The sequence below is a fragment of the Stutzerimonas chloritidismutans genome (genome assembly GCF_038562055.1).
Classification (GTDB): domain Bacteria; phylum Pseudomonadota; class Gammaproteobacteria; order Pseudomonadales; family Pseudomonadaceae; genus Stutzerimonas; species Stutzerimonas chloritidismutans_A.
In genome coordinates, this window is the sequence record NZ_JBCFXD010000001.1 from 548,228 (window position 1) to 565,284 (window position 17,057).

The window sequence follows — 17,057 nt, forward strand, 5'->3', positions numbered from 1 at the left end:
GCGGAAAAAACTGGAGACCAACCATAGACGAAGACGCTACTATTTTTGAAATTTAGTCTTGTGATGTTTCAGATTCATCAGATGAATATCTACAATTTCGACCTCAACCTTCTCCGCGTGCTAGACGCGCTGCTGCGTGAACGCAATGTTTCCCGCGCGGCCGAGCGGCTTTCGCTCAGCCAACCGGCCGTCAGCAACGCGCTCAATCGTCTGCGCGAACTGCTCGATGACCCACTGCTGGTGCGCGTCGGCCGTGCCATGCAGCCGACGCCCCGCGCGCTGAGCCTGGAGGCCCCGATCCGCGATGCGCTGCAGCAGATCGAGCACACCTTGAATGCTGGGGATTTCTTCGACCCGACCACCAGCCGCCAGCGCTTCGTCATCGCCGTCACCGATTACGTCGAGCTGATCTGCATGCCTGCGCTAATGGCTCGCCTGGCGAGCGTGGCACCGGGGATTCAGCTGGCCATTGAGCATCTGACCCCAAGCCTGCCGGTCGAAGCGCTGGATGACGGCAAGCTGGATCTGGTTCTCGGCCGCTTCGTCGAAGTGCCGACCCGTTTTCATACCCGACGCTGGGCGAGCGAGACCTTGCAAATTGCGGTGCGCAAAGGTCATCCGTTGATTGGAGAGACACTGGACCTCAACGGGTTTTTGCGCCTGCGCCACCTCTGGGTCCACGGCGGGCAGACACGCGGCATGGTCGATCAATGGCTGGAGGAACAAGGGCTCAGCCGCGACGTGGTCTACACCACCCCGAACTATCTGCAGGCGGCACATATCGTTGCGCGTAGCGATCTGGCCGCAGTGCTGCCAACGCAGCTGGCGCGCTATTTCGCGGAGCTGCTACCGCTGAAGCTGTTTGACCTGCCCTTCGATCTCGGCAGCTTCCGGCTGGATATCGTCAGCGTGGCGCAGCGTGAACGGGACGCTGCCCTGCAATGGCTGATCGAACAAATCGTCGCAGTCAATGAACACGGCAGTCTGCCGCGGTGAGGCGACAGGCTGCCCTTGGCGCCTCGTGCGGCGATTGCCGGAACGTTACGCCATTCCCGGCGGTTTTCCACGGGCAACAAAAAACCCGCCGCAGCGGGTTTTTCCTGACCATCCGAATCCTTCCGGGTGCCGTCCTGGCGATGGTCGATCTTCCTTGATCCTGAGCGCGTCCTGCGCTTCAGAGCTGGGCATAGATTAATCATCCGACTGAGCCAGCTGAAGAGCAAATGACTGGGATCCTTGTAAGCCTTTCGCCATAGGAGGGAACAAACGCATCGTCGGAACGCCTCTCTCAGCGCTGACTCGAAAAAAACCCTAAAAAGCGATGCGCTTGATGCGTTAAGGTAGCGCTGTCGCTTCTGCGCTATCACCACAAGGACCTGGAGATTGGCCAATCTCGGGCAGTAATCTTTCAACGCAGGCACGAACACGCCGCCAGCTGCGCAATATAAGACTCATAAGTTTTCGTCGAAATATCAGAATTTCAATTCTATAAAAACGACGAGATAAGCGACTGTAAACTATGGAAATAAATGGCTGATTTTGTCTTTTTAAAATATTCAGCAGCCACTTTAAATCCGCCTCAAGACAAACAACGCTGTACATATCTTTTTATATGCGTATATTCGGGGTCACTGCTTCGCAATTAACACTTCGACACCCGGCATGAAGTTTCTCTGTTTCATCTCCTCGGTTCGTTTTGCTTCTCGCTTCTCAGTCTCGGCGCCGAACAATTCAGCGCTGCAGCCTTAAAACACCTGGGAGATACTCATGTCTACTCGTCAAAATGGCACAGTTAAATGGTTCAACGATGAAAAAGGTTTCGGCTTTATTACGCCGACCGACGGCAGCGAAGACCTGTTCGTTCATTATCGTTCGATCGAAAGCGCAGGCTTCAAAAGCCTGAGTGAAGGCCAAGCCGTTTCTTTCATGGCCACTAAGGGCCAGAAAGGGATGCAGGCTGATCAGGTTCAAGTCTCTTAAGACGCCTGAAATAAAAAGCCCCGCTTCGGCGGGGCTTTTTTTCGTCTGGAGTATTTAAATCAGCTAAAAAATACTGTCCAGTCGTGGACATACTTGAGCCATTGATAACTCCAGAGATAAGTCAGACGGTGGCTGCATAATGCATCAGGATGGCAGAATCCAAGCTTCGCTGGAGCGGTATTCCTTGCCTTTACCAGAAGGAGTTTTCGAGTGCCGTCAACCTAGGCTGCGTAATGCCTAACACGAAGCGTCTGTGCAAGCTGCACGCACTCTGCAGCACATTGCAGGGTGCGGAAAAGCAAAAACCCGCCGAAGCGGGTTTTTTCTGACCTATCCGAGTCCATTCGAGTGCCTTCCTGGCAATGGTCGATCATCCTGATCCTGAGCGCTTCCTGCGCTTCAGAGTGGGCATAGATTAATTAGTTGAACGCTGGAGCTGTAGTGGTGATCGCGCAGATTCTTGTAAGCCTTTGGCTATTCATGCCACCGGCGCTCGACCTTGATACTGCTGTAAATCACCACGTCTCATACAAACTTTGCATCGTTATTACGCCATTTCATTCAAAACTCCATGATTTAGCTGGTATCGGTCAAATTGAAGACAGGGCATGAGAAATGAGCAGCTCTCTCAAAAACCCTACTTTTCCTGAGTATTACGCCTGTGTTCAGCTCATTTATGGCCGAGATTTTTGGACATCCGATGTTTACGAGGCTGCCCTTCGCCCAGCTCTGCGCTGTCACTGCGGCCCACCTTGGGGAGATATGGATTCAGGATGGCTTGCGGTAGCGGCTCGGATGCCAGTAGCCCGACAGCAGCGGCAGTGCCGGCCCCTGCCAGCCCCGTCGGCGCAGCTGCGTGGCGATCAGTGCGTTCATGATCTTGTGCCCCATCAGCAACACGCTGCCATGGGTTTCCGCCAGCTCGATAAGCCTGTCGGCCGCGACACTGGCGCGTCGCCTGGATTCGCTCACCGGCTCGGTATGACGTGCGAAACCAAGAAACCAAGCCGTGCGGAAGGTAATACGCCAGACCCGCGAAGGCATCAACGGATAAGCCCAATCCGGATAAGGCAGATGCGCCTCGGCGAACAATGGATCGGGCTGGTACAGGCATTGGCAGTCCAGATGGTCGCGCGACTCCACGCAGCGCATCAGCGAGCTGCAGACCACAATGCCAACCGACTCAGCAAGGCGTCGCAAGGCTTCGGGCCGCTCGCGACCCACCACACTGGCAGCATTGTAATGCTCGACCCAGCGCTTCATGTCGGCTGGCGTACTCCATGGGTCGGCGTTGTGGTCAGGCCGCCCGTGACGCACCAGGATGATCTGCATGAAGGGACTACCAGAGGAGGACATTGCTCATTCGAAACGCAACGGCAACGGCGGGTTCCGGACTAGACAACGATAATGAAAAGTGAAGCGGATTTCGCAGGGAAGGCCCTGGTGGAAGCCAGGGCCGGATGCCTTACTTGTCGAGCTCTTCCTGTTTTTCCAGGAATTCCTCTTCGAGCATCGCATCCTTTACCGCCTGCGGTTGCTCGTCACGCAACGGATCATTGAGTTCGCCGCCAGAGAGCACCTTGGTGTCCAACTTGCCGATCAGGTGATCCAGAGCGTGGCGCATCTTCTCAGCGGCACCTTCAACCGCCAACTGAAGAGATTCGGCCTTGTGTGTCACCGATACGGCCTGATGGCCTTTCGGGCGGGCTTCGATCTGGCAGCGCTTGTCATCAGCGCCGGCCTTCTGTGCGTTCTCGTCGCTGACGTGCACTTCGATGCGAGTGAGGAAATCGTCGAAACGCTCCAGCCGCTCCTCTACGGTCGAACCGACCCATTCATGTAGTTCGACACTGCCGGGGATGTGATGGCTGTTGACTTGAACATGCATACGACTACTCCTGATTGATGACGTACCTACTAGGGTTCGAGGCGTCTGTACCGCCGAGGTTCAGCGGTTTCGTCTGGTTGAATTGTCGCCAGCGGCGGTCTGACCTTAGCTGACCCAGGTCAGTGAAGCGCTTGAGCTCAGAAAGCCGGCGCCTCGAAGCCCAGAGCCTCCTAGGCTTGCTACTCTTCCATGAGCGGACGATAGCGGCGCTGATATTCACATCCTGCCTGAAGAAAATTGCCGGCATTCGATGAGGTCCGCGTGCTTTACCCTAGTCTCGCCCGCGTTGCCTGCTGACCTGGTCGGCTCGCACGCCGAGCCGCCAGCCCACCCCACCCCAGACCGCCGCGCTTGCCGCGCCCACCAGAGCGACCAGCCAGACACCTTGGCCAAGGCTGTCGAGCAGAGCCTTGCCCCAGCCGCTGAGGGCATCACCACCGCGATAAACCACGGTATCGATGAAGTTCTTCGCCTTGTATTTGCTCTCGGCATCCAGCGGTGCGAACAGCATCTCGCGGCCCGGGCGGACAAAGGCATATTCGCCAACGCGACGCACAATCATCACCGTCGCCAGCACAGCAAAGCTCGGAGCCAGCGCCAGGCCAACGAACCCCAGGCAGACCAGCGCCGGTACTGCGGTAAGCAGCACCCGCACCCCGAGCCGCTGGGCGATGCGCCCGGTGATGAACAGCTGCGACAGCAAAGCGCCGGCCTGCACCACGAAGTCAATCGCACCGAAGACTCGTACCTGCTCGGCGCGATCGGGAAAGAGCTCGGCCACCAGCCGCGCCTGTTCGAAATAGAGGAAGGTACTGGCGGTAGTCAGTAGCAATACAAAAACCGCGATGCCTAGCAGATAGCCCGAACCGAGCACGCGGGTCAGCCCGCTGAAGGGATTACCTGTCACCGGTCGCCGCGGGCTTTCGGCGCGTTCGGCACCGGGGCGGCCGGCACCAAGCACTTCGCGCCAAGCCATCAGGTAGTGCTTGATCGCCACCGCTACCGACAGTAGCAGCGCCGCCAGCAGCATCAGTCCGAACTGCCCGAGCACACCTACGAGCAGCGCGCTCAGGGCAGGCCCCATCAGCCCACCAACGCTGGCACCGGCGGCAATGAAGGCGAACAGCCGACGCGCCTGGGGGGCGTCGAACACATCGGCCATCAGGCTCCAGGCTACCGAAACCACGAACAGGTTGTAGACCGAGATCCACACGTAGAACACCCGAGCCAGCCAGATGCTGTCGCGCAGAACAAAGAACAGCCCGGCAAACAGCAGCAGGTTGACGCAGAAGAAGCCGTACACCCAGTCGATGTAATGAATGCGCGCTACCCGCGAGTTGAGCCAGGCGAACAGCGGCACCGCCACCAGCATGGCGACGAAGGTCGCGGTGAACAGCCACTGCAGGTTTTCAACGCCGCCCTGAATACCCATCGACTCGCGAATCGGCCGCAGCATGAAATAGCCGGTGAACAGGCAGAAAAACAGGCCGAATCCTGCCAACGCCGCACGCAGCTCGCCTGGGCGGGCATTGATCAGCGCAGCGACATGCGCCGCAAACGGCATGATCATCCAGCCCCAGCTCGGAGCCCCTCGACCGCATTCATCGAAAGGCTTCGACAATCAGTTCCCGCTGGCGCGCGTCCGGCAATCGGCCCTGGCCGGCCATGATGTTGTCAGCCATGTAGCGCGGATTGGATGTGGCCGGTATCACCGTGGTCACTGCCGGCTCGGCAAGGATGAACTTGAGCAGCAGCTGCGCCCAGGAGCTGGCATCGATGTCCGCCGCCCAGCTCGGCAACGGTTTTCCCTTGACTCGCGAGAGCAGGTTACCGCGGGTAAAGGGCCGGTTGATCAGCGTGGCAATGCCGTGCTCGGCGCAATACGGCAGCAACCGCCTTTCAGCATTGCGCTCGCTGACTGAATAGTTGAACTGGACGAAATCGACAGGCTCCTGCTTGAGCACTTCTAGCAGCCGATCGTGGGCGGATTCGACATAGTGCGTCACGCCTATGTAGCGGATACGACCTTGCTCCTTGAGAGTGCGCAACAGCTGGAGCTGGGTGCGCGTGTCCTGCAGGTTGTGCACCTGGATCAGGTCGATCACTTCAGTCTGCAGCGCCTCGAAGCTCTCTTCGATCTGCGCCAGTCCACGCGCGCGGCCGGTGGCGGACACCTTGCTGGCAAGAAACACTTGCTTACGCGCATCGCCGCGCTGGACCAGCTCACCGACCACCCGGTCAGCATTGCCGTAGCTCGGCGCGGTATCGATCACCCTTGCGCCACCCTCGACGAGCACCCGCAGCACCTCGAGCAGGGTTCGCATCTCGTCATCGTCGAGTTGAACGTCATGTGTCCGCGAGGTACCCAGCCCGATCACCGGAAGCATCTCGCCGGTCGCAGGAATCGCGCGCTGGCGCAACGGCTCGGCCCCTCTTGCCAGCAACGGCAGCAGTGGCCCGAGGGCGGCAACAGTGGCTAACAGGGCGGAACGACTGAGCAGCTGGCGGCGAGTCTGCATGAGCGGATCTCCAGGTGGGGCGACGGCGACCTTTGAGTATGGTCGACATCGCCCGCAGCGCTGGCTGATATCCACTCTAGAACTTTTCCGATTGTGACAGCGCGGCAATGGCAGACGCAGGGGGATGGCACTTACCGAGAATGACAGCCATCGGGGCTGCCTTCACGATAGTGGCATTATGCTTTCATTTCGGGTTTACTTCGCCTCCAGAACGGTACACGTCGGCTCCCGCTACCAAATGAGCCGCGGCTTGCCATCCATCGAGATGACGATGCACCCAACCCCTTCACGTTCCAGCGCACAACCGACCAGCACAACACCAGTGAGACGCCGCCGCCGGCGGCAGCGCCTGATCAGCCTGGCCTATGCGCTCGGGCTGCTGCTGATATTTATGCTCAGCCTGTTGTTGTTACCGAACGACACCGGGCTTGGCAAACTGCTGTGGGGGGCACGCGACCCCGGCTAGCCGGGCGCCGCGCGCCCAATCAGACCTGGAAGCGACCCACCAGGCTCGCCAGAGTCTGCGACAGCCCGGACAATTGCTGACTGGCCTGCATGCTCTTCGTAGAATTGGCAGCCGCATCATCGGACAGGTCGCGTATATCGCTGATGTTGCGCGCAATCTCCTCGGTCACGCTGCTCTGCTCCTCGCACGCTGTGGCAATCTGCGCCGCCATGTCATTGATGCGCTGTACCGACTCCGCCGTGTCGGCCAACACCTGATCGACGCCGGCAGCACGCTCCACACTGTCTCGCGCCTTGCCACTGCCGGCGTGCATGGCCTGCACGGCCTTGGCGACCCCACCCTGCAACCGCTCAATGCGTAGCTGGATGTCCTTCGTCGAATCCTGAGTACGGCCCGCCAACGCCCGTACCTCATCCGCCACCACGGCGAAACCACGTCCCTGCTCGCCGGCCCGGGCAGCCTCGATGGCAGCGTTGAGCGCAAGCAGGTTGGTCTGTTCAGCAATACCGCGAATCACTTCGAGCACCGCACCAATGCTCGCGGTCTCTTCAGCCAGTGCCTCAATGGTCTGCGAGGTGCTTTCCACTTCCTGAGCCAGCTGACGGATTGACTGGACGGTGCTGGTGACCACCGCTGCGCCCTGGCTTGACTGCTGCTGCGCATTGCGTGCCGCATCGGAAGCGTTCTGTGCATTCAGCGCGACCTCGTGCACCGCAGCGCTCATTTCCGTCGCCGCCGTGCTGACCTGGTCCACCGCGGCATGTTCGCTGCTGATCAGTTGATCGTTCGTCGCCGCCATCCTGGCCATATCACGCGCCGCCGCATCGACTTCTCCGGTAACCCGACCGACTTCAGCGATCAGCGGTTGCAGCTTGTCGAGAAAACGGTTGAACGCATTGCCGAGTTGACCCAGTTCGTCAGCCGACCGCACATCCAGCCGGACGCGCAGGTCGCCGTCGCCCTCGGCAATCTGTTGCACACGTTCGAGCAAGCGCTGCATAGGCCGCAGCACCACCAGAGGTAGACCCACCACCAGCAACACGCAGCCGACCAAGCCAACAGCCAACATGATGATCTGCTGCTTTGCTGTCGCCGCGCCTTCAGCGATGGCGACCTCGCCTTCGCTGTTCGCCGCCGCCGCTTCAAGATCGCCCAGTTTGTCGATGGCGTCACGCATGGCATCGAAGCTCGACTCGCTGTCACCAAAGCTCAGTGCACTGGCGGCCAGTGGGTCGAGGTCGATCTGCTCAATCACCCGCTGCGAAACCTCAGACCATTGCTGAAAGCCACGGTTGAACTGCTCGACCAACGCCAGCGCTTCCGAACTTGGCTGCATGGCCGCGTACTGCTGCACGCGGTCGTAGGCCTGCTTGAGGTTTTCTGCATGGCTGGCCTTGAGCGGCTGGACGTGGTCGCCCGCATCGCTGTCGAGCAGGCTGCGCTCGGCGACAAAGGCCTGATACAGGTCACGGTCGGCATTGAGCAGTAGCCCGATGGCGGGTAGGTGCCGTGTCGCCAGCTGCTGGCTCGAATCGGCCACATGGTTGACGCCACGCATGCCGACGAACCCCATCAGCACCAGTAGCAGGGCCAGCGCCGCAATGGGCAGGGTAATTTTCCAGCGGAATCCGAGATCGGTGAACAAGCGAGACATGGCGTCGCTCCTTATGGGGCTTTCCTTGCTATCGGCCACAAAAACTGCGGCAACAGGTCGCTCGTCGACAATTGCACAGCCGCAATCGATTTCCGTTGAGCCACGTCATCTGGAGTCGCCGCCACGCTCAGTACTTCCGGATGAAGACCAAGGTTGCATGGCGATCTTCGACCCGGCGGTCGATAACGTGGCTGACGGTGACGGCGCCGAACGGGCATACAGCTCGCGGTCTGAGCGCCGATAACAAAAAAGTAGCCTCTGATCGACGGCTGATCAGTGCGGGAGCGGCCGAGTTTCCCGCTTCCTATCCTCAAGCGCGAGTAACGCCCATGATTTCGCTCTCCCGATTCAAGCCAGGCCATACGCAATCCACCGGCACGGCGAGCCTGCTCTGCTCGGCTCAGCAGCTCTCACAGCAGCTCGCCGCCCTGCGCTTCAACCCGACCTACATCGCCGGCTTCGTCTCGCCGCATGTGGATCTTGACGAAGTCGCCAGGCAGATATCGCAGCGCTTTCCGCAGGCGACGATCAGCCTGTGCACCACGGCGGGCGAGCTCTCCAGCGAGGGCCAGCGGCTGTACTGTGCGACCGGCACGCAGTGGGATCGGGTGGTGTTGCAGCTGTTCGACGCCAGCGTCATCGCCGCCGCCGAGATCGTCCGCGTGCCGCTGGAGTGCGAGGACATCCGCGGCGGGGGTCAGCGGCTGTCGATGGGCGAGCGCATCGCGCGCCTCACGGCGTCCATTAAGCGGGTGCAGGTGTCGATGAAGATCGACTACCGCGACACCCTCGCCAACATCTTCTTCGACGGCCTCTCCGCTTCGGAATCCTTCTTCATGGAGGCCCTGTACGAGTCCGGTCGTTTCCCCTGCCTGTTCGTCGGCGGCTCGGCCGGCGGCAAGCTGGATTTCCAGAAGACACAGCTGCATGACGGCAAGCGCAGCTACCAGAACCATGCACTGATCGTCTTCCTCAAGTGCGCGCGAGACGTACGCTTCGGCGTCTTCAAGAGCCAGAACTTCGAGCCCACGCCGCTCAGCCTGAGCGTACTCAGTGCCTCCCTGGAAGAGCGCTACATCAGCCAGGTGGTCGACGCTCGCGGCAACATCCGCACGATGGTCCAAGCGCTGTGCGAGGCGCTCAAATGCGCGCCGCAAGAGCTGGAGCAGCGGCTCTCGGACTACTCGTTCGCCATTCGCGTGGGCGAGGAAGTGTTCGTCCGCTCGATCTCGCAGATCGATTTCACCAACGAGCGTGTGCACCTGTTCTGCGACGTCGCGCCCGGTGAGGAGCTGATCATGGTCAAGCGCACCCCGCTGGCCGAGACGACCCGCCGCGACTATCAGAACTTCATGCAGAACAAGCCCGGCAAGCCGCTGGTGGGCATCCTCAACGATTGCATCCTGCGCCGGCTGAACAACGAGCAGGCACTGGACGGCATGGACCCGGTGTTCGATGACGTGCCGGTGACCGGTTACTCGACCTTCGGCGAGATCCTTGGCCTTAACCTCAACCAGACGCTGACGGCGGTGTTCTTCTTCCGCACCAACGGCAAGGACGAGTTTCACGACGAGTACACTGACAACTTCATCGCCTACCATGGCGAGTTCAAGGCGTTTTTCCTGCGCCGGCAGATCAAGAAGCTGACCGGCCTGAGCCAGGTGGTGGTCAAGCAGATCGAACAGTTCAAGCGCCAGGACTACAGCAGCGCGGTGGACATCAATGGCCTTGACGAGCACATCCGCCCGGTGTTCCGCGGCCTGGCCGACCTTGGCCAGGTGCTGTCCCAGGCCGACCATGAACGGCAGTCCATGTCCGAGCAGCTGAGCCAGTGCGCCAACGAGCTTCACGGCTCGATGGACGATCTGACGCTGAACATCAACCAACAGGGCACCGTCATCGAACAGGCCGGCAGCTCGGTCAAGCAGATGGTCCACCAGGCCGACGAGGTGGTCAGCAGCGCCCGCGACCTGGCGCAGTCCAGTCAGCGCATTCAGTCGGTGGTGCAGACCATTCAGCAGATCGCCGGACAGACCAATCTGCTGGCGCTGAACGCGGCAATCGAGGCGGCACGTGCAGGGGAGCAAGGTCGCGGTTTCGCAGTGGTGGCCGACGAGGTGCGCAAGCTGGCCGAGATAACCGGCAAGAACGCCGAGGAAATCGGCACCGACATCGACCGTCTGGCCAGCGAGATTCGCGCGGTGGCGCAGCATATCGAAACCCAGTCGGCCGGTGTCGGCTCGCTGACCGGGCTGCTCGATGCGCTGGAAAACTCGAGCAACCTCACCGCCGGGACCTCACGCCAGACCAAGGGCGTTGCCGACCGGCTGATCGGCCTGACCGCGCGCTAACCAGCTAGGCGCGCGCGAACCTCGGCGTAGGGATAGGCCTCCAGCGAGGCGAAGCCGGAGAGCTGGCGCGCCTTGAGCTTGGTGAACACCGGCACGCTGATGCCGCAGAGAAAGCGCGTCAGGCACTCGGCGCTGGGCGCGCCGCCCTTGAGCTGCATGTAGTGCTGACTGAATTCTGCGCAGCGCGCGGACAGGTCGATCTGCTCAAGCGGCGCCAGTGCCGGCGGTTCCGGCAGTCGGGCGACCTGCCCGTTGCAGACCGAGCAATGTCCGCAGCGCTTCGGTGCCTGGCGATCACCGAAATAGGCGGCCAGCCGTTGACTCAGGCATTCGGCGGACTCGAACAGCGCCAGCATGTTGTCGATGCGGGTGATTTCGCTGGCTTCGTGCCCTTTGAAATAGGCATGCAGTTCGCCGCTCAGCAACTCGGCATCGAAGTGTGTGTCGAGCAGCGCATAGACCTCAGTCATCTGCTTGCTCTCCAGCTCAATCCAGCCCTTTTCCTGGAAATATTCCAGCGCCTTGACCACCCGCGCGCGGTCAGCGCCGTGCTGCTGATAAAGCGCGTCGAAATCCAGGGTGCACCAGGTCCGTGCCCGCGCCGAACTGTGCACGATGGCCTCGACGAATTGGCGCCGCTCGCCTTCGAACTTCGCCACCAGCACGTCAGATTCGAGCAGGTATTTGAAGCGGTACTCGGCGAAATAGGCGAAACGCGGTGCGATGTTCCCCCGCAACTCCAGCTGCACCAGCAGGGTTTTCAGCGGCAGCTGGCGAATGTTGCTCTGGTCCGACAGCTGATTAAGCATCAGCTCCCACTGCCCGCCTGCGCCGGCCTGCTGCAGCTCGTCGAGCACGCTGCGGATGCCCTCGCGTTCCGGCGTATCGCCATAGACGAAGTTCTGCAGCACGCTGAGGCTGTCGCGATTGGCCAGTACCAGGCAGTCGGAGGGCTTACCGTCGCGCCCGGCCCGGCCGATCTCCTGGCTGTAATTCTCCACCGACTTGGGCAAGTCGTAGTGCACCACATTGCGAATATCCGCCTTGTCGATGCCCATGCCGAAGGCGATGGTGGCGACGATGCAGTTCAACTCGCCGGCCATGAAGCGGCGCTGGATCGACTCACGCCGCTCGTGCGCCATGCCCGCATGATAGGCGCTGGCCGGGAAGCCGCACTGCGCCAGGTGCTCGGCCACCTGCTCGGCAGTCTTCTGCTGGGTGACGTAGACGATGGTGGGCTGACCGCTCCTGTCGCCCAGCCACTCCACCAGCCGGCGCTGCTTGTTGACGCCGCTGACCGGCTCCACCAGTAGGTTGAGGTTGGGCCGGTAGAAACCGGTGGTGACCACATCATCCGGCTCGATGGCGAACTTAGCCTGCATATCGGCGATCACCGGCGGCGCCGCCGTGGCGGTCAGCAGCAATGTCTGTGGAATGTTGAACTGGCGCTGATAGTCGGGAAGCTTGAGGTAGTCCGGGCGAAAATTGTGCCCCCACTCGGAGATGCAGTGCGCCTCGTCGACCACCAGCAGCGAGATTGGCACCTGACTGATGAAGTTGCGAAATCGCTCGTTCTTCAGCCGCTCCACCGAGATCATCAGGATCTTCAGTTCTCCGGACCTGGCGCGGGCCATGGTGTCGCTGGCCTGCTCACGGCTCTGCGCGGAATCGATGCTGCCGGCGGCGATGCCATGGCGTTGCAGAAAGGCCAGTTGATCCTGCATCAAGGCCAGCAGCGGCGAGACGACCAACGTCAGGTGTGGCGACAGCAGCGCCGGCAACTGGTAACACAGGGATTTACCCGAGCCGGTGGGAAAGATCGCAGCCGCCGAGCGCCCAGCTACCACGGCGCGAATGGCCTGCTCCTGGCCGGGACGGAAGCCGTCATAGCCGAATGTCTGCTTGAGGGTCTGCTCGATCATGCGGAGTCACGCCTTGGACGGGAGGCCGGAGGGTAACAAAAGAAGGGAGACGGTACTGCAAAGTGACCGGCACGCGGCGACAGACTCGCTAAGGGAAACAGGCATCGCGTTCGGGGAAGCGGCGTTGCTCGATTTTTGCGCACTGCAAACGCAGCGGGCTGGCGTCTTCAACAACACGCGAAGCCGCACCGCCGCAGAACGAACTGCGGCGGCACAGAGGCAGAGAACGCTTCGCGCTCGCTCGAAAAACTTAGAAGCGGTCGCGGATGATCACTTCGTCGAACGGCAGCTTGCCCACACGCGGCTTGGGGTCGACGGTGCGCTTGCCGACCGCGACCATCATCGCGATGACGTGGTTGTCCGGCAGGTTGATCAGCTTGGCAACCGCATCGAAATCGAAGCCATCCATCGGGCAGGAATCCAGACCCTTGCCGCGCGCCGCGAGCATCAGCGTCTGGGCCATCAGGCCGCAGCTGCGCATGGCCTCGTCACGCTGGACCTGCGGTTTACCACGGTAGTAGTTATCGATGGCACCGGCCATGTAGTCCTGCACCTCGGGCGGTGCGCCTTCCCAAACGCGGCGAACATTCTTCTCCCAGCTGTCGACCTGGGCACAGACCACCACCAGCATCGAGGCATCGGTCATCTGCGCCTGATTCCAGCCCACCTCGCGGATCTGCGCGCGCAATTGCGGGTTGCTCACTTCGACGAAGCGTACGTGCTGCAGGTTGAACGCCGACGGTGCCAGCAACGCCAATTGCAAGAGTTCGTCTTTCTCTTCTTTGCTGAGCTGAAAGCTGGGGTCATACGCCTTGACGGCGCGGCGGGTCTGGATGGCTTCTTCAATCTGCATGGCGTGGCTCCAATAAAGTCTAAACGTGGCCGCTATGCTATGCGCAGCCTCCTATCGAATCCATCCGTCTTGATTGATGGAAGTTATCAACCGAACCGATGGAAAGGCTCGAGCAAAGGCCTCCCTATGGGTCTGCTGCATTCACAGGTAACCCTGGCAAGAGTGATCAAAGCCCTTCGGCCACACCGCACCGGCGGAGCGACACCCATGAAAAAGCCGCCCGAAGGCGGCTTGTTCGAACGCCTGGAGCTACGGCTTAGAGCTGCGGGCCAGCGGCCTTGATAGCGTCGGAAACGTCGAACTTCTTGAAGTTCTCGATGAACTTGTTCGCCAGCTCTTTGGCCGCTTCGTCGTAGGCATTGGCATCAGCCCAGGTGTTGCGCGGGTTGAGCAACTGGGTGTCGACACCGGTGACGGCCTTGGGCACGTCGAGGTTGATAATTGGCAGATGCTCGGTTTCGGCACCAACCAGCGAACCGCTCTGGATCGCTGCGATCACGGCACGCGTGGTCGGGATATTGAAACGCTTGCCGACGCCGTAGCCACCGCCGGTCCAGCCTGTGTTGACGAGGTAGACCTTGGAGCCGAACGCCTGGATGCGCTTGATCAGCAGCTCAGCATAGACGCCAGCGGGGCGTGGGAAGAACGGCGCGCCGAAGCAGGTGGAGAAGGTCGACTTGATGCCGCTGCCCGAACCCATTTCGGTAGAACCCACAAGGGCGGTGTAGCCGGAGAGGAAGTGGTAAGCCGCCTGCTCTTCGTTAAGGATCGACACTGGAGGCAGAACACCAGTCAGGTCGCAGGTCAGGAAGATCACCGCGTTCGGCTCGCCGCCCAGGTTCTTCTCGGAACGCTTCTCGACGTATTCCAGCGGGTAGGCAGCGCGACTGTTCTGAGTCAGGCTGTCATCGGTGTAGTCGGCGGCGCGCTCGCCGTTCAGTACCACGTTTTCCAGCACGGTGCCGAACTGGATGGCTTTCCAGATGACAGGCTCGTTCTTCTCGGACAGATCGATGCACTTGGCGTAGCAGCCGCCTTCGATGTTAAACACCACACCGGTGCCCCAGCCGTGCTCGTCGTCGCCTATCAGATGACGCGATTCGTCTGCCGACAAGGTGGTCTTGCCAGTGCCAGAAAGACCGAAGAACAGCGTCACGTCGCCATCGTCGCCAATGTTGGCGGCGCAGTGCATCGGCAGTACGTCTTTCTCCGGCAGCAGGAAGTTCTGTACCGAGAACATGGCCTTCTTCATCTCACCGGCGTAGCGCATGCCTGCGATCAACACTTTCTTGGCGGCGAAGTTGATGATCACGCAACCATCGGAGTTGGTGCCGTCACGCTCGGGCACGCACTCGAAGTTCGCCACGTTGAGTACCTTCCACTCTTCCTTGCCGGCCGGGTTGTAGGTTTCCGGGTTGATAAACAGCTGGCGACCAAACAGGTTCTGCCAAGCGGTGGCGGTGGTCATCTTGACCGGCAGGTAGTGATCTTCGGCGGAGCCAACATGCACGTGGGAAACGAAGAAGTCCTGGTCGCGGTTGAACGCCTCGACGCGATCCCACAGCGCATCGAACTTGTCGGCCGGGAACGGACGGTTGATCGCCCCCCAGGCAATGGAGGCCTGAGTGCTGGGCTCCTCGACGATATAGCGGTCAGCTGGCGAACGACCGGTCCGGTGGCCGGTTTTCACGACGAGCGCGCCAGTGGCGGCCAATTCACCTTCACCGCGCTTGATGGCTTCTTCGACCAGTTGAGCGGTGCTGATGTCGATGTATACGGCGTTAGTGGCTTGCGTCATGAGTTTCCCGTCGGCCCTGGGCCGATTCCTCCATGCTTTGTAGCCCACAGAGTAGTGGACTACACCGAAAAAAAGTGCGCGCGATTATGACAGAAATGACGCTGCGCTGGGTATGAGGGCGTGATGGCGAAAAGGTTCCTAGTCCCGCAAAGCCTTTAATGTCGCGTGTCGGACGGGCCCTCTATTCCCGCACCCGCGAACAGTTGGGCGATATCCGCCGCGTCGAAGCGGTAGCTGTGGTTGCAGAACTGGCAGTCAATGGTGATGGCGCCGCCCTGCTCCGTCAGCAATTGCTCAGCGTCTTGCTGGCCGAGACTGATGACCGCATTGGCTGAGCGCTCGCGAGAGCAGCTGCAACGGAACACGATCGGACGCGGTTCGAACAACCGAACCTGCTCTTCATGATAGAGACGATGCAGGATGGTCTCGGTATCGAGACCCAGCAACTCTTCGGTCGACAGGGTATCGGCCAGGGTACGCAGGTGCTGCCAGCTGGCTTCACGCTCTTCGCCGTCACGGATGCGGTCGGCTGGCAGCTGTTGCAACAGCATGCCACAAGCACGGCGACCATCCGCCGCCAGCCAGAAGCGCGTCGGCAACTGTTCAGACGAGGCAAAGTAGTTCGACAGGCTGTCCGCAAGTGTCACGCCGTCCAGCGCAACAATGCCCTGATAACGCTGCCCCTGGGCCGGGTCGATGGTCATCGCCATCACGCCATCGGGCATTAACTCTGACAAGGTCGCGCCAGGTGTCAGCTGCGTTTCGTCGTAGCGAGCAATGCCGCGCATCTCGCGGTTGCTCGAACATTCGACCATCAACAAGGGTACGGCGCCCGAAGAGCGAGCCTGCAACACCATCAGGCCGTCGAACTTCAGCGTGCCAACCAGCAGCGCCGCCGCCGCCAGTAGTTCGCCAAGCAACTGGGCAACTTGTTCGGGATAGGTGTGCTTGGCCAGGACTTCGGCATAGCTGCGCTCAAGCCCAACCCATTCGCCGCGCACGTCGGTGTCATCGAAGAGAAAGCGTTGGGTGTAATCGGTATCGAGCATGGGCATGACCAGAGCAGGTGGGCGTTCGGGACCGTTTGCAAACAGCGAAACGTTTACGTCTCGGCAATCTGGCGGCGCCTAGTAGAGAAAGGACCGCATTCTAGGGTGAAAGTGACGGCCGTCCAACCAGACGCAGTCAACCGGCGTCAGAACGAAAGCGCTGCAAGGCACGGCGTTGTTTCTTGCTCGGCTTGCCATCGGTTTCCACGCCCAGGCTGCCTGCTTTACGCAGGGCGGCGGCGGTTTCGCGTCGGGACAGGCTTTCGGCTGTCTCTTCATAGAGCAATTGCGCCTCAGGTGCGCCCTTGCGCACCGCCGACAGCGCACGAATCACCACCGTACGCTCATCAAAGCCTGCACGTATCACCAGTTCTTCGCCAAGCTTGGGTTCCTTGCTCGGCTTGCACCGTTCACCGCGGCAATGCACCTTGCCACCCTCGATGGCCGCCTTTGCCAGCGCCCGCGTTTTGAAGAAACGCGCTGCCCATAGCCATTTGTCCAGACGGACTTTGCCGTCGTCTTTCTCACTCATGATTCAACTCTGTCTAGCGTCTCGTTGTCATAGGTTGGAACAGGG

At 60.6% G+C, this 17,057-nt stretch carries 15 protein-coding genes; 5 read left to right on the top strand and 10 right to left on the bottom strand.

Annotated elements, in window-relative coordinates:
- Positions 1-81: 81 nt before the first annotated feature.
- The 3 genes from AAGW23_RS02465 to AAGW23_RS02475 all read left to right on the top strand — a co-directional run bounded on the left by AAGW23_RS02465 (position 82) and on the right by AAGW23_RS02475 (position 2,592).
- Positions 82-996, top strand: coding sequence for a LysR family transcriptional regulator (locus AAGW23_RS02465; RefSeq protein WP_342404768.1), 915 nt, complete (start codon positions 82-84; stop codon positions 994-996).
- A gap of 771 nt (positions 997-1,767) precedes the next feature.
- Positions 1,768-1,980: a cold-shock protein gene (locus AAGW23_RS02470; RefSeq protein WP_003281102.1), complete on the top strand. Its 213-nt coding sequence runs from the start codon at positions 1,768-1,770 to the stop codon at positions 1,978-1,980.
- A gap of 444 nt (positions 1,981-2,424) precedes the next feature.
- Entirely contained in the window at positions 2,425-2,592 is a 168-nt protein-coding gene (locus tag AAGW23_RS02475; RefSeq protein ID WP_342404771.1) for a hypothetical protein, read from the top strand.
- Between the two features lie 156 nt (positions 2,593-2,748).
- On the opposite strand, the gene AAGW23_RS02480 is transcribed toward AAGW23_RS02475, so the two are convergent.
- The 4 genes from AAGW23_RS02480 to AAGW23_RS02495 all read right to left on the bottom strand — a co-directional run bounded on the left by AAGW23_RS02480 (position 2,749) and on the right by AAGW23_RS02495 (position 6,387).
- Positions 2,749-3,312 carry a fructose-2,6-bisphosphatase gene (locus AAGW23_RS02480; RefSeq protein WP_342404772.1) on the bottom strand — a complete coding sequence of 188 codons (564 nt, stop codon included), beginning with the start codon at positions 3,310-3,312 and terminating at the stop codon, positions 2,749-2,751.
- Positions 3,313-3,445: 133 nt separating this feature from the next.
- Positions 3,446-3,868, bottom strand: coding sequence for an HPF/RaiA family ribosome-associated protein (locus tag AAGW23_RS02485; RefSeq protein WP_342404773.1), 423 nt, complete (start codon positions 3,866-3,868; stop codon positions 3,446-3,448).
- A gap of 271 nt (positions 3,869-4,139) precedes the next feature.
- Positions 4,140-5,432 (bottom strand): NTP/NDP exchange transporter, encoded by a 1,293-nt coding sequence (locus tag AAGW23_RS02490; protein WP_342404943.1) that lies wholly within the window; start codon positions 5,430-5,432, stop codon positions 4,140-4,142.
- A 37-nt stretch (positions 5,433-5,469) separates the two neighbouring features.
- The gene (locus AAGW23_RS02495; protein ID WP_342404774.1) at positions 5,470-6,387 is read right to left on the bottom strand and encodes an aldo/keto reductase; all 918 of its coding nucleotides are present in this window, start codon (positions 6,385-6,387) and stop codon (positions 5,470-5,472) included.
- Between the two features lie 271 nt (positions 6,388-6,658).
- Here AAGW23_RS02495 and AAGW23_RS02500 point away from each other — a divergent pair, with 271 nt between their 5' ends.
- Positions 6,659-6,853 carry a hypothetical protein gene (locus AAGW23_RS02500; RefSeq protein WP_342404776.1) on the top strand — a complete coding sequence of 65 codons (195 nt, stop codon included), beginning with the start codon at positions 6,659-6,661 and terminating at the stop codon, positions 6,851-6,853.
- 19 nt (positions 6,854-6,872) lie between these two features.
- Here the strand turns inward: AAGW23_RS02500 and AAGW23_RS02505 are convergent, their stop codons facing one another.
- Entirely contained in the window at positions 6,873-8,507 is a 1,635-nt protein-coding gene (locus tag AAGW23_RS02505; RefSeq protein WP_342404778.1) for a methyl-accepting chemotaxis protein, read from the bottom strand.
- 329 nt (positions 8,508-8,836) lie between these two features.
- Here AAGW23_RS02505 and AAGW23_RS02510 point away from each other — a divergent pair, with 329 nt between their 5' ends.
- Positions 8,837-10,858, top strand: a complete 2,022-nt coding sequence (locus AAGW23_RS02510; protein WP_342404780.1) for an FIST N-terminal domain-containing protein — start codon at positions 8,837-8,839, stop codon at positions 10,856-10,858.
- On the opposite strand, the gene AAGW23_RS02515 is transcribed toward AAGW23_RS02510, so the two are convergent.
- From AAGW23_RS02515 to AAGW23_RS02535, 5 genes are all read right to left on the bottom strand, one after another.
- Positions 10,855-12,780, bottom strand: a complete 1,926-nt coding sequence (locus tag AAGW23_RS02515) for a RecQ family ATP-dependent DNA helicase (RefSeq protein ID WP_342404782.1) — start codon at positions 12,778-12,780, stop codon at positions 10,855-10,857. The genes AAGW23_RS02510 and AAGW23_RS02515 overlap by 4 nt on opposite strands.
- Before the next feature lie 250 nt (positions 12,781-13,030).
- The gene (locus AAGW23_RS02520) at positions 13,031-13,633 is read right to left on the bottom strand and encodes a nitroreductase family protein (protein WP_342404783.1); all 603 of its coding nucleotides are present in this window, start codon (positions 13,631-13,633) and stop codon (positions 13,031-13,033) included.
- Between the two features lie 256 nt (positions 13,634-13,889).
- A complete protein-coding gene (locus tag AAGW23_RS02525; RefSeq protein ID WP_342404785.1) occupies positions 13,890-15,431 on the bottom strand; it encodes a phosphoenolpyruvate carboxykinase in 1,542 nt (513 codons plus the stop codon).
- A gap of 155 nt (positions 15,432-15,586) precedes the next feature.
- Positions 15,587-16,480, bottom strand: a complete 894-nt coding sequence (gene hslO / locus AAGW23_RS02530) for an Hsp33 family molecular chaperone HslO (RefSeq protein ID WP_425540802.1) — start codon at positions 16,478-16,480, stop codon at positions 15,587-15,589.
- Between the two features lie 136 nt (positions 16,481-16,616).
- On the bottom strand, positions 16,617-17,012 hold the full coding sequence (locus tag AAGW23_RS02535; protein ID WP_159969566.1) for an RNA-binding S4 domain-containing protein: 396 nt from the start codon (positions 17,010-17,012) through the stop codon (positions 16,617-16,619).
- Positions 17,013-17,057 lie beyond the last annotated feature (45 nt).

Excerpts from the sequence above, each read along its gene's own strand:
- AAGW23_RS02465 (WP_342404768.1), top strand. The coding sequence starts at position 82 with ATGAATATCTACAATTTCGACCTCAACCTTCTCCGCGTGCTAGACGCG.
- AAGW23_RS02470 (WP_003281102.1), top strand. The coding sequence starts at position 1,768 with ATGTCTACTCGTCAAAATGGCACAGTTAAATGGTTCAACGATGAAAAA.
- AAGW23_RS02480 (WP_342404772.1), bottom strand. The coding sequence starts at position 3,312 with ATGCAGATCATCCTGGTGCGTCACGGGCGGCCTGACCACAACGCCGAC.
- AAGW23_RS02485 (WP_342404773.1), bottom strand. The coding sequence starts at position 3,868 with ATGCATGTTCAAGTCAACAGCCATCACATCCCCGGCAGTGTCGAACTA.
- AAGW23_RS02490 (WP_342404943.1), bottom strand. The coding sequence starts at position 5,432 with ATGCCGTTTGCGGCGCATGTCGCTGCGCTGATCAATGCCCGCCCAGGC.
- AAGW23_RS02495 (WP_342404774.1), bottom strand. The coding sequence starts at position 6,387 with ATGCAGACTCGCCGCCAGCTGCTCAGTCGTTCCGCCCTGTTAGCCACT.
- AAGW23_RS02500 (WP_342404776.1), top strand. The coding sequence starts at position 6,659 with ATGCACCCAACCCCTTCACGTTCCAGCGCACAACCGACCAGCACAACA.
- AAGW23_RS02505 (WP_342404778.1), bottom strand. The coding sequence starts at position 8,507 with ATGTCTCGCTTGTTCACCGATCTCGGATTCCGCTGGAAAATTACCCTG.
- AAGW23_RS02510 (WP_342404780.1), top strand. The coding sequence starts at position 8,837 with ATGATTTCGCTCTCCCGATTCAAGCCAGGCCATACGCAATCCACCGGC.
- AAGW23_RS02515 (WP_342404782.1), bottom strand. The coding sequence starts at position 12,780 with ATGATCGAGCAGACCCTCAAGCAGACATTCGGCTATGACGGCTTCCGT.
- AAGW23_RS02520 (WP_342404783.1), bottom strand. The coding sequence starts at position 13,633 with ATGCAGATTGAAGAAGCCATCCAGACCCGCCGCGCCGTCAAGGCGTAT.
- AAGW23_RS02525 (WP_342404785.1), bottom strand. The coding sequence starts at position 15,431 with ATGACGCAAGCCACTAACGCCGTATACATCGACATCAGCACCGCTCAA.
- hslO (WP_425540802.1), bottom strand. The coding sequence starts at position 16,480 with ATGCTCGATACCGATTACACCCAACGCTTTCTCTTCGATGACACCGAC.
- AAGW23_RS02535 (WP_159969566.1), bottom strand. The coding sequence starts at position 17,012 with ATGAGTGAGAAAGACGACGGCAAAGTCCGTCTGGACAAATGGCTATGG.